The organism is Myxococcus llanfairpwllgwyngyllgogerychwyrndrobwllllantysiliogogogochensis, assembly GCF_006636215.1.
GTDB lineage: Bacteria > Myxococcota > Myxococcia > Myxococcales > Myxococcaceae > Myxococcus > Myxococcus llanfairpwllgwyngyllgogerychwyrndrobwllllantysiliogogogochensis.
The window spans coordinates 1-14284 of record NZ_VIFM01000010.1; the positions used below are offsets into that span (position 1 = coordinate 1).

General features: G+C 70.0%; 13 protein-coding genes. 3 read left to right on the plus strand and 10 right to left on the minus strand.

The annotated features are described in order from the left end of the window. Positions 1 to 296: 296 nt before the first annotated feature. From FJV41_RS04075 to FJV41_RS04085, 4 genes are all read right to left on the minus strand, one after another. Positions 297 to 1727 carry a hypothetical protein gene (locus FJV41_RS04075; protein WP_141641076.1) on the minus strand — a complete coding sequence of 477 codons (1431 nt, stop codon included), beginning with the start codon at positions 1725 to 1727 and terminating at the stop codon, positions 297 to 299. An 83-nt stretch (positions 1728 to 1810) separates the two neighbouring features. Then, entirely contained in the window at positions 1811 to 1984 is a 174-nt protein-coding gene (locus FJV41_RS52045; protein ID WP_181790370.1) for a hypothetical protein, read from the minus strand. A gap of 16 nt (positions 1985 to 2000) precedes the next feature. After that, the gene (locus tag FJV41_RS04080; RefSeq protein ID WP_141641077.1) at positions 2001 to 2732 is read right to left on the minus strand and encodes a helicase HerA domain-containing protein; all 732 of its coding nucleotides are present in this window, start codon (positions 2730 to 2732) and stop codon (positions 2001 to 2003) included. After that, positions 2729 to 3709, minus strand: a complete 981-nt coding sequence (locus FJV41_RS04085) for a hypothetical protein (RefSeq protein ID WP_141641078.1) — start codon at positions 3707 to 3709, stop codon at positions 2729 to 2731. Before FJV41_RS04085 ends, FJV41_RS04080 begins: the two co-directional genes overlap by 4 nt. 333 nt (positions 3710 to 4042) lie before the next feature. Here FJV41_RS04085 and FJV41_RS54915 point away from each other — a divergent pair, with 333 nt between their 5' ends. Further along, complete coding sequence (locus FJV41_RS54915; protein WP_141641079.1) at positions 4043 to 4294, plus strand: MerR family transcriptional regulator; 252 nt, start codon at positions 4043 to 4045, stop codon at positions 4292 to 4294. On the opposite strand, the gene FJV41_RS04095 is transcribed toward FJV41_RS54915, so the two are convergent. The 6 genes from FJV41_RS04095 to FJV41_RS04120 all read right to left on the minus strand — a co-directional run bounded on the left by FJV41_RS04095 (position 4274) and on the right by FJV41_RS04120 (position 8776). Continuing rightward, entirely contained in the window at positions 4274 to 5689 is a 1416-nt protein-coding gene (locus FJV41_RS04095; RefSeq protein ID WP_141641080.1) for a hypothetical protein, read from the minus strand. The genes FJV41_RS54915 and FJV41_RS04095 overlap by 21 nt on opposite strands. A gap of 693 nt (positions 5690 to 6382) precedes the next feature. Further along, positions 6383 to 6823 (minus strand): hypothetical protein, encoded by a 441-nt coding sequence (locus FJV41_RS04100; protein ID WP_141641081.1) that lies wholly within the window; start codon positions 6821 to 6823, stop codon positions 6383 to 6385. Then, positions 6820 to 7092, minus strand: coding sequence for a hypothetical protein (locus FJV41_RS04105; protein ID WP_141641082.1), 273 nt, complete (start codon positions 7090 to 7092; stop codon positions 6820 to 6822). Before FJV41_RS04105 ends, FJV41_RS04100 begins: the two co-directional genes overlap by 4 nt. Further along, the gene (locus tag FJV41_RS04110; RefSeq protein ID WP_174455522.1) at positions 7089 to 7514 is read right to left on the minus strand and encodes a hypothetical protein; all 426 of its coding nucleotides are present in this window, start codon (positions 7512 to 7514) and stop codon (positions 7089 to 7091) included. The genes FJV41_RS04105 and FJV41_RS04110 overlap by 4 nt, the downstream gene beginning before the upstream one ends. Next, positions 7507 to 7758, minus strand: coding sequence for a hypothetical protein (locus FJV41_RS04115; RefSeq protein ID WP_141641084.1), 252 nt, complete (start codon positions 7756 to 7758; stop codon positions 7507 to 7509). The genes FJV41_RS04110 and FJV41_RS04115 overlap by 8 nt, the downstream gene beginning before the upstream one ends. Further along, entirely contained in the window at positions 7748 to 8776 is a 1029-nt protein-coding gene (locus FJV41_RS04120) for a hypothetical protein (protein ID WP_141641085.1), read from the minus strand. The genes FJV41_RS04115 and FJV41_RS04120 overlap by 11 nt, the downstream gene beginning before the upstream one ends. A 655-nt stretch (positions 8777 to 9431) precedes the next feature. Here FJV41_RS04120 and FJV41_RS04125 point away from each other — a divergent pair. Continuing rightward, positions 9432 to 11822, plus strand: coding sequence for an ABC transporter permease (locus FJV41_RS04125; protein WP_141641086.1), 2391 nt, complete (start codon positions 9432 to 9434; stop codon positions 11820 to 11822). Between the two features lie 252 nt (positions 11823 to 12074). Then, complete coding sequence (locus FJV41_RS04130; RefSeq protein WP_141641087.1) at positions 12075 to 14201, plus strand: S46 family peptidase; 2127 nt, start codon at positions 12075 to 12077, stop codon at positions 14199 to 14201. Positions 14202 to 14284: the final 83 nt, after the last annotated feature.

Genomic DNA, 14284 nt, shown 5'->3' on the forward strand with positions numbered 1-14284 from the left:
GCGGTGGAGCTGGCGGAGGGGGAGGCTCGGGCGGTGGAGCTGGGGGTGGAGCTGGCGCGGGGATGGGCTCGGCCTCGTGGACTGGCGGAGGTGGCGCCACCTTGCTCGGGTCCTCCGATTCGACGGGCTCCGTCTCGGCCTGCGCCTTCACCGCGCCACGCACAGGCGTGCGCACGACGCGAGCAGCGCCAACGACCGACAGCAGCGCAAACGCCGCGAATGGCAGGACGGGCACGGGGCACCTGGTGCTTGTGGTGAGAGGGCGAGGGAGCGCCGTGGGGCGCCCCCTCGGGACGTCAGAACGCGTTGGCGAGTTCGGCCCACTTCGACGACGCGGCGCCACGAAGGATGGCGGTCACGTCCTGGCGGACCTTCGAGATGACCTCGAATCCGCCCGGGTCCGTCACCGCACCCGGCACCCACCGGCACTCGTCCAACACGATGGACCGGACCAGCCGGCGGTTGCCGGTCGGGTGCTGCGGCGTGCTCGCCATCGCGTCCTTCACGCGGTAGGCGGCGGCCCGCTGGCGCTGCTCGGGGACGACGACGTACGGCTTCCCGCCGGCGGCGCAGTAGAGCCCCGGGTAGTCGGAGAAGCCCTCTTCATCGTCTCGGAAGATGGTCATGCCCGTGTACGGCAGCATGTGGTCCGCGACGGACATGCCCTCATACATTGCCGTGCAGACCGCCAGGATGGCGCGGCCGCGCTCAATGCGACCGGCGTACTGCTCGACCATCGAGCAAACCTGGTCGTGCGTCAGCAGCGGGATGTAAAGCACGCGTCCCGCCCACTCCGTCGCCTTCTCCTTCATCTTCGCGCTCACGCTGCCGGCGTAGTGGCGGGTCAGGACGTTGGGGGCGATGACGAACACCGGAGTGCGGTACGTCGTGACCGTCTTCTCCTCGGTGCTCGCTCCGGGGTACTTGCGCAGCCAGTCCGCGTAGATGGTCGCCGGCGTCGCGGGGTCATCGGCCACCAGCACGCCACCGGCGCGCACGGTGAGGGCCCCCAGCAGGTTGCCCGCCAGCGCGCCGTCGTGCGAGAGGTCAACCACCAGCCCTTCGGGCGTGGTGATGGTGTCGGACTCCGCGTTGACGACGCGGCGGACGTGCGGCGGGATGCCCAACCGCCGCGCCTCGGCCTTCTTGAATCCCGGCGAAAACGTGACGCGCACGCTCGACAGCGCCAGCGCGGCCGCTGCCGTTTTGAAGGGGTCCGCGTCGCTGCGCGACAGGGTCAGCTCCGCATCCAGGAGCTGCTCAACCGACAGGCCGGTGAACAAAACGGCCTCGCGAATCTTCGCGACGTGCCCCGTGGGGAGATAGGCGCGGAACTTGAGGCTGTTGTTGCCCGTGACGAACGCCGTGGCGAGGCCACCGGACGCGGCCGCCAGGCCCTCGGCGTCCTGCTCCAAGAGCCGCAGCGCGTCCAGTCGCAGCCGGTCCAATGTGACGGACTGGAAGGGCTCCAGCGTGGCGCCGGTGTCCCCCAAGTGGAGCTTGAGAGACACCGAGAACGCCGCGAGGACGGAGATTTGCTGCGGGAGAGTGAGCGCCGCCGTGTTGGCGGACGCCGTCACCGTCAGCTCGCAATCCATCACCACCGCATCCGTCACGGTCCCCACAGGGGCCCGCATTTCCCCGCGAGCAAAGCCCGCGTCTCGTTCGAGGTTCTGGCGCCCCTTGGGAAAGGGCACCGTGGTCGTCAACGTACTTTCCTGGGGCATGGCTCTCTCGTTGCGCGCTCGTGAGACGAGCAGCGCGCGGGTTGATAGGGATTGGTTGTGGAGCGGTGGGGTGGGGTGTCGCGTCAGGCCGGCTTCGTCGCGGGCGCGCTCGTGCTGCCGGGCGTCAGGTTGACCCGTCCCGTGAGGTGACCGACGGCCGCCGTGCCCGCCGCGCCAACCACCACGCCGGCCACGAAGATGCCGATGCTCGTGCCCCAGTTCTCCGCGTTGTCCTTGTCGCCCTTTTCGCTGCTCATCGCTGCACCTCTCGCGTCACCGCGTGGGAATGCCCGCGGCGAACCGCGAGCGTGAGACACCGACGTGAAAACATCGCTCAGCCGCGTCGCGCAGCGCGTGCGCGAACGCGTCACCGAAGTCGTTGGCCAACATGCGCCGGTCGCTGTCCTTGCCCATCTCGGCGGCAATGCAGGTGGACACCTGCTTGCGCACGATTTCGGGGACGCCCCCGGGGTACTGGCTCAAAAAGAACGGCGTCACGCCGTCTTTTCCCAACTCACCTGCGGCGCGGTACAGCTCGGGCGCCAGGTGGCTCCCGTATTTTTGCAGCTCGTCGAATCCGACGACCGCGTTGCCGCGCGCGTAGAGCAGCCGCAACACCGGGCGGATGTGCTCGGCCAGGGCCTCGCCCGCGTCCGTCACGGTGGGCACGATGGCCACCGACGCGTTGCGCTCCAACACGATGCGAGGGTTGCGCAGCGCTCGCGCCATGAACTCGGGCACCGTCAACCGCGTGCGCAGCGGCCCCAGCTTGAGCGTGCCGCCGCGACTGTTTCCCTGGGACGAATACTCGTCGCCCACGTCCAGGACGAACGTCGCTCGCCCTTCCTCCTGGAGCTGGGCAAGCCACTGCTTGAACAGGTACGACTTCCCGCTGCCGGTCATCCCGAGCAGCATCAGGACTTCATAGGGCCGTGGGCTCCACGGCCGGATGAATCGCTGCACGCCCACGGGGTACGAGCGTCCGCAGCCCTTGCAGGCCGTCATGAGCGCCCCCGTGAGAAGAGACGCCCGAGGCCACCGGCCGCGCCCTGCGCGCCGCGCAGCAGCCACCCGCCCACGGACTTGGCCGCACCGCTCACGAGGCCCACGTTCGGCAACGCGACCGCGCCAGCAAAGGCCAAGCCCAGCGGCACCAGCTCCCAGGCCACGGAGGGGTGAGCGACGCCGCCATCCGTCGCGGCGCTCGCGGCGGCGGCCTGCACCCGTCGAGCGATGCCAACGCCGGCCAGCTCGGAGAGCCTGGTCACCGGGTCCGCGCGCACGTCGCGGGCGAACGGCGTGCCGGCGAACAGGGTTCGCTCCACGGGCCGTGTCAAGTCGAGCAGCCCACCGCGCGTCAGCTCCGCGAGCGCTCCGAGGACGAACAGGGGCCCGCGTGCGCACGCCTCAACCAGCTCCGGCGGCTCACCCATGTACGTGGGGTGCGTCGGGTCCGTCGGCTGGGGCGGTGGGCGCGGCCCGGCATGGCCAGGGTCCGGCTCCCCGTCGTCGGACGGGTCGTCATGCGCCGCGTCTCCCAACGGTCGGTCGAACACGGACGGGTCCACGGGGTCCACCAGCTCCGGGCCCTGCTCGGGCTCGGCTGGAGCTGGGGGCGGTGGAGCTGATGGCGGCGGCGCGCTGGGCGGTGGGGGCGCTGCCGGCGCGGCGCGCTCGCGGGAGTGCAGCTCCACCAGCTCGGCCGCACCGTCCACCGGCACGTCGTGGGCTCGCGCCCACGCGTTGGCCTCGCAGATGGCCGCCACGTCCGCGCCAGCCGCGCGCAGCTTGTCGCGGTACGTGCGCGCCTGACGGTGGGGATTGGACGCGGGACGGCCGCCTCGGCGTGCCGGGCTCCGCTTGCTCCTCGATGACTGCGCGCGGCGAGGCTCGCCAGCCTTGGCCGGGGCACCCATGACGGAGGATGACTGCTCGCTGCGCGCGCTGGCATCCTCCTGGAGCTGCTCGGCCTGGTCGGTCATCGCGCCTCGCGTAAGTGGGTGACGGGGAACGGCCCGGGTCCGCCCCGGCCTCCAGGGCGCGCACTCCCGTCCGGAGAGGGGAGAGGTTGGGGACTCGGCGCACCGAGCCGCCCCCGTCGATGGGCAACGTGTCTCGCGATTCGCGCCGCCAAAACAGGCGGGTTGCTCGCCACGACTCGCCACCGCCGCGCCTGTCTCAATCCGTGTCGCCATGGGTGGCGTCTCACCCGGTGAGATCGCCACGCACCCGTGGGCTCTCGCCATTTTCGCCATGGGTGGCATCGCGTCGGAGCGCTGCTCTACGCTCACGGTGTCGCACGCCGGAGACCCCCAATGCCTTGCAACACCTATGAGCTGCCCACCTCGGGGCCTCCAACCCAATGGCCGAGCATTAAGGAGGCCGCCCACCTGTCCAACATCAGCGCCCGCACTCTCAACCGCTGGGCGGATGAGGGACTGATACTCGCGGACAGGCTCGGCTCAGGACGTGGCGCGTGGCTGGTAGCGCTCAACGCGCGAAACCTCCCCATCAGCACCAAGCCGTTTCGCGCGGACGCCACCGCGTCAGGCGAAACCTCGGCGTAGCACCCATTTCGGTTTCGCAACCGTCTTCTCCGGGTCCTCCCCTCGCGACAGTGCCTCCGAGCAATCCTGCGCGTAGTTGAAATATCCGGAGAGAAGCCGCGAAAACTGCACGTCTCCCGCGTCTCGCTTGCGCCGCTCAGGCTCGCGCAGCTCGTACGGACGGGTCCCCTCGTCCAGCTCGGGTTCCGCCGCTCGCTGTGCTGTCGCCGCCGCTGCGTCCGCGCGCATGTGCCATGCCTCCAGCACATCCTCACTGGGGCGCAGACGTTTCGCCTGCTCCAGCTCCGCGAGGTTTTGCGCGCGCCGCGTGGCCTGCCGATATGCCCCGATGCTCAACACGTCCGCCAGCCCCAGGACGGGCAGCGGCGGGGGCGGGGGCTCGCGCGGTGCCATCCGCTGCGCCTCCAGCCACGCCGGCACCGGTACGCGCGCAGCCTCACCGCGAGCGGCGGCGCGGAACGCGTCGCGTTCGGCATCAACCGGCGTGCGCCACCACGCGCCGAGCTGCGCCCCGGACAGCACGGGCTCCACGTCTCGCATCCCGAGGATGCGCACGTGCCCCAGCCGCGCCGCCCGCCACCAGCCGCGAACCGCTGGGCGCCAGCCCAGCACCGTGCCCCACGTTGCTTCCAGGGCCGCGCGCGCCTCCTCCTGGCGCTGGCGCATTACCTCGGGCGTCGGGTGGAGCATCAGGCCGCCCTCGCGCTCTGGGTCTGGTGGCTTTCGCGCGGGCGGCAAAAAGCCCTTGCTGGACCGCACGCGCCGCATTCGCGGCGGCGCCGCGACTGGGAGTTGCGCCAGCTTGACGACTTCGCCCACCATCGTCGGGTGCGGCACCGCGCCCTTGCTCACCTTGACGCTGTAGCTCGCCACGTCCTCCTTGCTGCGAGCATGGCCGATGGACGACAGCGGGCCCCAGCCGCAGTGCGCGACCAGGGAGCGCCACCAGCGCGGCCCCCGTTTCGCCGCCACGTCCCCGTCGGTTGGCCCGTACTCCCGGAGGTGAGCGGCCAGCTCGGGCGAGTGGATGATGACGTTTACGTGCGGCTGGCCGCTCCTGTGTTGCTCCACGACACTCACAAAGTCGAACCGCCCCATGGCGGGGATGGCGCCCTCCAGCCAGCCGCGCGTCAGGTACTTTTGCAGCATGGCCCAGCGCGGCTGGAGCCCCTGGTATTGCCCGGCCAACGTGGGTTCTGCCCGAGCAGGGTCGAGAGTCAGCACCACGAGCACCAGGTCAGCCACCGCCACCGGCTCCAGCGCGGCCATGATTCGCGCGTAGTCGCGCTGGGAGACCCACCGGGCGCAGTCCCCCTCGTGGCGCCAGCTCCTGCATTGGTAGGTCCACCATTTGCGCTTGCTGGGGTCGGTTTCGCCGCGCGGCCAGGTCGCCACACTCCACGCCTTGGCCGCGCACGCGTGGCACCCGCCAGGGACATAAAGGCCAGGGGGGGCTTTTGCCGGCCCCGTCCGAGGGGACGTGTCCGACTTAACGTGACTACGGACAAGCCCGGGGACTTCGCCCCCGGGGACCCCCGCGCCGTTGCCAGCAACGGGCGCACGCGCCAAGGGCGCCACGTCGGCCGCAGCCGCACGTTTCGCCGCCGCGCGCACTACCGCAGCCCTCCAGCGCCAGCACGCCCACGGGCCGCCCCAGGCGTCCGCAGCGCAGCACCGACGGGGCAACCGTGGGGGCGGGGTTGCGCACATCCACCGACAGCGCAGGTGGACGCGGGGCGCCCCGCGTCCCACGCCGAGCACACCAGCTCCGGACACACGCTCTGCTGCTGCCGCCAGCCGGCCGCGACGCGGGTGCCACGCATCGGCCCGTGCGCGCGCAGCTCCGCTGCACGGCCGGGCCTCTGGCGACGTACCGCAGTGCTCACCGGACCGTGGGGGGCTCCTGGTTTCGCGCGCACAGCACGGCACCGCCCCCGCCCAGCGCTGGTGATGCCAGCGGGGCAGGGGAGGCGCGTCGTGCAGCACAACGGGCAGCGGCCATTGCGCCGCGCCGGGCTCACGGACCCATGGCAAGGGTCCGTGCACCGAGCACAGACAAGTTGGTGCTACAGCATGAGCGGCAACGCATTAGAGCGCGTCTCCGTCCATGTACTCCGCCCACGTCCTGGCGAGAGGTTCAGGCGGCGCTGGCGCCACCGGTTCCCGCGAGTACAGCTGTGATGCCACTTCGGCCGCCCACGCATCAGCCGCGCGCATGACGCGCAACGAAGCGGCCTCCAACTTCGCCGCACCCGCGAGCGTGAGCACGCGCGCAGCGTCCCACCGCATGCGTGCCGTGTTGGCCGACGACGAGCACGGGCCGTGCTCCGCTATCGCTGCGACGTACGCCTTTCGCGCCTCACCTTCGGCCGTAGCAGCGGCGACCATCTGCTGGCGCTTCGTCGCGTGGTGAGCGATGGCGACCGCATAGTGCTGCTCGCAGGTTGTCTCGGGGCAGCGCCCTCCCCAGCGCGTCACCTTGCCACCAGGGAGGATGACGAGGCTCGGGTCCAGAGGCTTCCGGCTCATTGCCGCGCCTCAATGTGCACGGCAGTCATCGCCGCCGATAGCGACTCGGCCGCCGCGTCGAGATCGAGCGCGAGCTGCGCGCGCCGGGCCCTCGCGTGGTCGAACGCCAGCCGCGCCTCATCAACCAGTCGCGCTCCGGGGCCGTAGTTGAGCAGCGCATCCGCCCATCGCGTGCTCGCCGTCAGCTCGGCCCGCTGCGCCGCGTGCAGCGATATGCCGGCCGTGGCATGCCTCACCTGGGCCTTGCTCGCCTCTGTTTGCAGGCTCACGCGGCACCTCCCATCACGACGTGCAACCGCACTTCGCCAGGGCACGTGGGGCGCGGCAGGTAGAGCACCCGCGCGCCCTCTGGCACCTCCACAACGTCCTCGGGGGCCGCGTCGGGTGCCTCGTCAGCGTCAGGCGCGAACAGCGCGAGCTGGACCGCAGCCGGGCGCACAACCCGTGGTCGGCGGATGCTCTCGATACGCGCGTTGACGGCCCGGAGGCGCAGCGCGCGCAACACCAGCTCCGCGCGTGCCAACATCGTGCGCAGCCATGCTGCGCGGTGCTCGTTCGGTGGCACCGTCGCAACGGAGTGCCGCCGGCCGCCGCGTGAGCGCGACAGCTCGGCCTCCAGCAGCTCCAGGTCCTCGCGCAACACAGCGACTCGGTGGCGTGCCAAGGTGATGGGGTCGGGCGACCTACCCATTGCGCACCTCGGCGTCCAGGTCGACGGACTCAATGACGGGCCGCGAGCGCAGCAGCGCAACGGTGTCGTCAACCTGGGCGCGCAGCGCGTAGTTCGCCCGGCGGATGACATCCAGGTCCACACCACCGTCGGTGCAGCGGCGCAGCTCCAGGCCCGCCGCACGGAGTTCGTCCAGCGCCCGCTCGTAACGCGTGGCAGCCATCACCAGGAGAGCCCGCGCCTCTGCTCGCGATTCAGCCGACATGGTGGCCACCTCGCGCGATTTGCTGGCTCAGGTGCCGCATGAGGCTGGCCGCGTCCTCGGGCATGCGCGTGTATCCGGACGCCACCAGCACGCCCTGGGCGTCGTGGAGAGCGATGCCGTAGCCCTGCCGGCGTCCGTGGCCGATGCGGCCCAACCAGCGCCAGCCCGCTGCCAGCACCGCAGCTTTTGCGGGCCCCTCCGTCCGGTCCGCGATTTCGCCCATCCTCACGGACAGGGCGCGGCGATAGAGCGTTTCAGCGTCAAGCGAGAGGCCGCGCACGTCGTCGTGCAGCTCGGCGCCATGCTCCGAGTCCCAGTCACGGCACGAGCCAGTCACCCGCGCGGCCAGCGCGAATTGCGCCCGGGCGCGGTCGAGCAGCGCCAGCCCCTCGTGTAAGGCACTGCGACGTTGCGCCTCGGGCGTCACCAGCGGTGGCACCGTGGGAATAGGAGTGAGCTGCCGCGCTGGCCGGGCCTCGCTCGTGGCGGTCGGCGCCGACAGAATCCACTTCATGGCGCCCAGTGCATCCCAAACGCCCTCCACGGCTTGGGCCGCATCGCTGAAGATGCCACTTACGCGCGGGCAGCGGTCCATGGCCGACCTCAACGCTCGCGTCAGGTCTGCATGGGTGGCGTCGCGACTCGACAGGAGGCGGTGTATTTCCTCCAGCGCTTCACGGGTGCCAATCAGCGACAGGCGCAGGTCTAGCGGATAGTGCGGGTGTGCCGACGGGAGGCAGGACCGTGCAGCGTCCAGCTCCAGTTGGAGCGCCGCGTTCGGCACGGGTGGCTCGTCGACGGCAGGGCCCACCGCGCCGGGCTGCTCGGGCTTGTAGGTAACAGCGGCCCGCATGAGTGCTCGGCACTCGCTGCACGACACCGGGGCCTCGTCGGACTCCTGGCTGTGCCAGCGCACATCCGCGAGGCCGAGGCCGCAGGCGGTTGAGTCGTCGCGGGAGAGGTTTCGCACCCAGTGGATGGGACGCTCAGGCAGGAGGCTCCCGGCGCGAATCACCATGGCAACCGGGGCCTGGGTAGCGAACGCCTGCTGATACGCGACCGTGCGCCGGCACCGCGCACAGGTGACAACGGCTGCGTCGGCGGACGCGGGCGCGGCACCACCTTGGCCGCAGGCGTCGCGAGTGCCTCCTACGCGCAAATGGACAACGGGTTGGGACGGGGCGCCGTCCTGGGGGACGGGCCGTGGGGTTTTGCTGGTCATGGGTTGGGCTCGGATGCCGCGCGATGGGGCAAGAGCCGTGCCCACACGTGGGGCCCCGTGAATGGACGGGGAACACCACGTGGGGACACGACAGGTCCGAGCGACCCGCGCGGGATTGTCGCTTGGACTCAGTTGGGAGGCGAGGCGCGCGAGCCCGAGGGCTCCAGCGGCAGACTGCGCAATACCTCGTAGGTGGTGTCCAAACGACCCAACCTTGAGGCCAAAATCATGAACTTGCGTGCAGGGCGGAGAACCTGCGAAGCCCTTGAAATCACTAGTGAATGCCCGTCCAGAAGGTCCGATAACATGCGTTATGTAAACTAAGTGAATGGGAAACCAGGGGTCGTTTTTCGAGGGTTCTTCCCCGCTGTTCCCGGGCCATCGGCGCGCGGCGGTCGGCCAAGATGCGGGCCTTCCAAACCTCCACCACGGCGTTCCCGGACCGGCCCCTATGAGATTCCTCGACGACCTGCTCGCGGATGCGCGCTTCGCGTTCCGCACGTTCCGACGTGCGCCCGGCTTCGCGGCCGCCGCCATCCTCTGCCTGGCCCTGGGCATCGGAGCCAACGCCGTCATCTTCAGCGTGGTCCACGGCGTGCTGCTCCGGCCTCTCCCGTACGCCGAACCCGAGCGGCTCGTGTCGCTCGTCGAACTGCGCGCCCAAGGCTCAGGCGGCCCGGTCTCCTGGCTCACGTTCTTCGACTGGCGCGACCAGGCCCGGGCCTTCGAGCACATGGCGGCGTTCACCGTGGGCGGCTCGATTCTCCGCGCGGACGACGATTCCGAGCGCCTGGAAACCACCCGAGGCACCGCCGACTACTTCACCGTGCACGGCGTCCCCCCGTTGCTCGGCCGGACTTTCGCGCCCGGCGACGACCAGCCTGGGCATGAGCCCGTCGCGGTGCTCAACGAGGCGCTCTGGCGACGCCGTTTTGGCGCGAATCCCGCCGTCCTCGGCCGCACGGTGCTCCTGGACAACGTCCCGCATACCGTCGTCGGTGTCATTCCCGAGTCGTTCGCCCCGGACATGGACGTCTGGCTGCCGATGGTGGCTCCGCCCGATGCCCGTGGCGGTCGCTATTCCACGGTGCTCTCCGTGCGCGCCCGGCTGGCGCCCGGAATCACCCTGGACTCGGCCAACGAGCAGCTCAAGGCCGTCACCGCCGGAATCGCGGCCGCGGGCCCGGATGCCCTCAAGGAACGCACCGCCCGGGTCGACTCGCTCGCCGAGGCCCAGACACGGCTCTGGAGCGGCCCACTGAAGCTGCTGCTCGGCGCCGTGGCCCTGGTCCTCCTCATCGCCTGCGCCAACGTCGCCAACATCCTGCTCGCGCGCGCTGGTGCCCGCCGGCAGGAACTCGCCGTCCGCGTGGCGCTCGGCGCGACCCGCGCGCGCGTCATCCAGCAACTCCTCGTCGAAAGCCTCCTGCTCGCGCTCACGGGCGGCGCCCTGGGTGGACTGCTCGCGCACTGGGGCCTGGACGCGCTGCTCGCCGTGGTCCCCGAGTCGATGCCACACCGGGCCGCGGTCTCCCTCGATGGGACGACCTTCCTGTTCCTCGCCGCCATCTCCATCGTGAGCGGCCTGGCCTTCGGACTGCTTCCCGCGATCCAGGTCTCCCGGCTCGACCTTCGCGGGGCCCCCATCCAGGGCGGCCGACGCCTCCGATCCACGCTGGTCGTCGTGGAGCTGGCGGTCTGTCTGGTGCTCCTCGTGGGCGCGGGCCTCCTGGGCCGGGGGTTCTTCCAGCTCCTCGGCACGTCCCCCGGGCTCGCGCCCGAGCAACTGCTCACGCTGCACATCGCCATCCCCGACAGCCGTTTCTTCACCGAGCAGGGCCTGGACGGAAACGTGCCGAGCACCCTGCTGGAGCCCATCCTCGACGAGGTGCGAGCGCTGCCCGGGGTGAGCGCCGTGGGAATGACGTCGCTGCTGCCCATCCAGCGCGCATGGAACAACGCCCGCTATGTCATCGAGGGCGAACCGCCCCCGGAGGCCGGCTCGGAGCCAAGGGCCGAGCGCCGCTCCACGAGCCCCGGCTTCTTCGCCACGGTGGGAATCCCGCTCAAGCAAGGCCGCGACTTCACCACCGCCGACGCGGCCCCCGGTCAGCCCGCCACGGTCATCATCAACGAGACGCTCGCGCGCCGGCACTTCCCGGACGGCAACGCCCTGGGCCGCCAGCTCCGACTCGGCACCGGGGCCCACACCATCATCGGCGTCGTGGGCGACGTGCGACAGGCCGGCCTGGACAAGACGCCGCTGGCCGAGCTCCACGTCCCCTACGGCCGGCCCTGGGGCGACGACAGCCTGGTGCTCGTCGCTCGAACCTCGGTGCCACCGGAGACCTTGCTGCCCTCGGTCCGCGAGGCCGTGCGCCGGGTTGACTCGAGCCTGCCCGTCTTCCGCGCCCTCACGATGGACCAGGTCATCTCCCAGTCGCTCGGCTTCCGGCGGCTCGTGCTGTGCCTGCTCGGCGGCTTCGCGGCGCTCGCCCTGGTGCTATCCACCTACGGCCTCTATGGCGTCATCTCGCTGCTCGTCTCGCAGCGGACGCGGGAGCTCGGCATCCGCATGGCGCTCGGGGCACGTCCCGGAGACGTCCTCCGACTCGTGCTCGGCCAGGGCGCGAGGCTCGCGGGAGTGGGCATCGCCCTGGGGCTCGTGGGCTCCCTGGCGCTGACCCGGTTGCTCGAAAGCCAGCTCCACGGAATCACCGCCACGGATCCCCTCACCTTCGGCGCCGTGGCCACCCTGTTCGCCCTCGTCGCCCTGCTGGCCTGCTGGTTTCCCGCGCGCCGCGCCACCCGCGTGGACCCGCTTGTGGCCATGCGCACCTGAGTCACGGCGACCCGACCCGGAGCGGCGGGTTCTCGACGCGGTGCGATAGCCAACCCTGGGGAGCGGTCATCCGCTCGAATCATGCAATCACGGGCAGCGACATCTCGTAGGACTCCGCGCACTGACGAGGAATCCCCCGGCCGCCTGGATGTTCCAGGGGTTGGGAATTCTTCCCAGCTTTTTTCCCGGTTGACCGAGGCAGTGGGTTACCGCAGAAACGCGACACCCCCGGCCCTGGAAAGGACCTGTCCAATGAAACGGTTGTTCCTGATTGCCACCCTTGTCGGCGCCGCCCCCGCGCTGGCCGACGAAGGCATGTGGACGTACAACAACTTCCCGTCCGCGAAGGTGAAGGAGAAGTACGGCTTCGAGCCTTCGCAGGAGTGGCTCGACAAGGCCCGCCTGTCCTCCGCGCGGCTCGCGGGCGGCTGTTCCGCCAGCTTCGTGTCCGCCAACGGCCTGGTGATGACGAATCACCACTGTGCTCGCGGCTGTATCGAGCAGCTCTCCGGCGCCAAGAAGGACTACATCGCCAACGGCTTCTACGCGAAGACCGAAGCCGAGGAGACGCAGTGCCCGGCGATGGAGATCAACCAGCTGGAGCAGATCACCGACGTCACCGAGACGCTGAACAAGGCGACCGCGGGGCTGTCCGGCAAGCCTTATAGCGACACCCTGAAGGCGAAGATGTCCGAGCTGGAGCAGGCTTGCTCCGCCGGCGACGCCAAGGTGCGCTGCGACGTCGTCACCCTGTACCAGGGCGGCAAGTACAACCTCTACAAGTACCGCCGCTTCCAGGACGTGCGCCTGGTGATGGCCCCCGAGCACGCCATCGCCTTCTTCGGCGGCGACCCGGACAACTTCGAGTTCCCCCGGTGGGACCTGGACGTGACGTTCCTGCGCGTCTACCAGGACGGCAAGCCGGCCAAGACGGAGAACTTCTTCAAGTGGTCCGAGAAGAGCGCCAAGGAGGGTGACCTCACCTTCGTGTCCGGCCACCCCGGCCGCACCTCGCGCGGGCTGACCATCGCGGAGCTGGAGTATCAGCGCGACGTGGCCATGCCGAAGATGCTCTTCATGATGTCCGAAGTGCGCGGCATGGTGACGGAGTTCCAGAAGCGCGGCCCCGAGCAGAAGCGCATCTCCAACAACCTGCTCTTCGGCGTGGAGAACGGCCTGAAGGCGACCAAGGGCCGCCTGGAGGCGCTGCAGGACAAGAAGTTCTTCGGCCAGAAGGTCGCCGCCGAGCAGGAGCTGCGCAAGAAGGTCGACGCCAACCCGGAGATGAAGAAGAAGTACGGCGCGGCGTGGGATGAGATCGCCAAGGCGCAGGGCCAGCTCGTCAACGTCCGCAAGGACCTGGCCTTCGTCGAGCAGGGCAACGGCCTGTCCTCCAGCCTGTACAGCATCGCCAAGACGCTGGTGCGCGCCTCCGAGGAGCTCCCCAAGGAGAACGGCCAGCGCCTGCGTGAGTTCAACCAGGCCAACGTGCCGGCCCTCACGGCCGGGCTGCTCAGCCCGGCGCCCATCTACCCGGAGCTGGAGATCATGCGCCTGTCGTTCGGCCTGACGAAGATGCGCGAGGAGCTCGGCTCCAACCACCCGTTCGTCAAGAAGGTCCTGGGCAAGGAGTCCCCCGAGAAGCTGGCCGCCCGGCTGGTCAAGGGCTCCAAGCTCTGCGTCCTCAAGGACGTGAAGGGCTCCAAGGTGTGTGACGTGGCCGTGCGCAAGGGCCTGCTCGACGGCGGCAAGGCGGCGATTGCCGCTTCGAAGGACCCGATGATCCAGCTGGCCCTCGCGCTCGACGCGGATGGCCGCGCGGTCCGCAAGAACTACGAGGAGAACATCGACGCGGTCATCAAGAAGAACGCGGAGCTGGTCGCCAAGGCGAAGTTCGAGGCCTACGGCACCAACCAGTACCCGGACGCGACGTTCAGCCTGCGCCTGTCCTACGGCTCGGTGAAGGGCTACTTGGAGGACGGCAAGAAGGTGGAGCCCGTCACCCAGATGGCCGGGACGTTCGAGCACGCCACGGGCGAGGAGCCCTTCGCCCTGCCGCCTTCCTGGCTGAAGTCGGAGAAGCTGCTCGACGGCGCCACGGCGATGAACCTGGTCACCAGCAACGACATCATCGGCGGCAACTCCGGTTCCCCGATGATCAACAAGGACGCGGAGATCGTCGGCCTGGTGTTCGACGGCAACATCCAGTCCCTGGGCGGTGAGTACGGCTTCGACGAGTCCGTCAACCGCACCGTGGCCGTGCACAGCGACGCCATCATCGAGTCGCTGAAGAAGATCTACGGCGCCACCCGGGTGCTCGAGGAGCTGCGTCCGGGCAGCACCAAGATTCCCTCGGTCCCCACGAAGCCGGCCGGGTGATTCACCCCGCCTGAAGGGGCCCGGGCTCAACCCCCGGACCCCTGAAGCACGAAGAGGCTGCCTGGGCACGTTCGCCAGGCAGC

Coding starts and splice junctions, on each gene's coding strand:
- FJV41_RS04075 (WP_141641076.1), bottom strand. CDS start 1,727: ATGCCCCAGGAAAGTACGTTGACGACCACGGTGCCCTTTCCCAAGGGG.
- FJV41_RS52045 (WP_181790370.1), bottom strand. CDS start 1,984: ATGAGCAGCGAAAAGGGCGACAAGGACAACGCGGAGAACTGGGGCACG.
- FJV41_RS04080 (WP_141641077.1), bottom strand. CDS start 2,732: ATGACGGCCTGCAAGGGCTGCGGACGCTCGTACCCCGTGGGCGTGCAG.
- FJV41_RS04085 (WP_141641078.1), bottom strand. CDS start 3,709: ATGACCGACCAGGCCGAGCAGCTCCAGGAGGATGCCAGCGCGCGCAGC.
- FJV41_RS54915 (WP_141641079.1), top strand. CDS start 4,043: ATGCCTTGCAACACCTATGAGCTGCCCACCTCGGGGCCTCCAACCCAA.
- FJV41_RS04100 (WP_141641081.1), bottom strand. CDS start 6,823: ATGAGCCGGAAGCCTCTGGACCCGAGCCTCGTCATCCTCCCTGGTGGC.
- FJV41_RS04110 (WP_174455522.1), bottom strand. CDS start 7,514: ATGGGTAGGTCGCCCGACCCCATCACCTTGGCACGCCACCGAGTCGCT.
- FJV41_RS04115 (WP_141641084.1), bottom strand. CDS start 7,758: ATGTCGGCTGAATCGCGAGCAGAGGCGCGGGCTCTCCTGGTGATGGCT.
- FJV41_RS04120 (WP_141641085.1), bottom strand. CDS start 8,776: ATGGTGATTCGCGCCGGGAGCCTCCTGCCTGAGCGTCCCATCCACTGG.
- FJV41_RS04125 (WP_141641086.1), top strand. CDS start 9,432: ATGAGATTCCTCGACGACCTGCTCGCGGATGCGCGCTTCGCGTTCCGC.
- FJV41_RS04130 (WP_141641087.1), top strand. CDS start 12,075: ATGAAACGGTTGTTCCTGATTGCCACCCTTGTCGGCGCCGCCCCCGCG.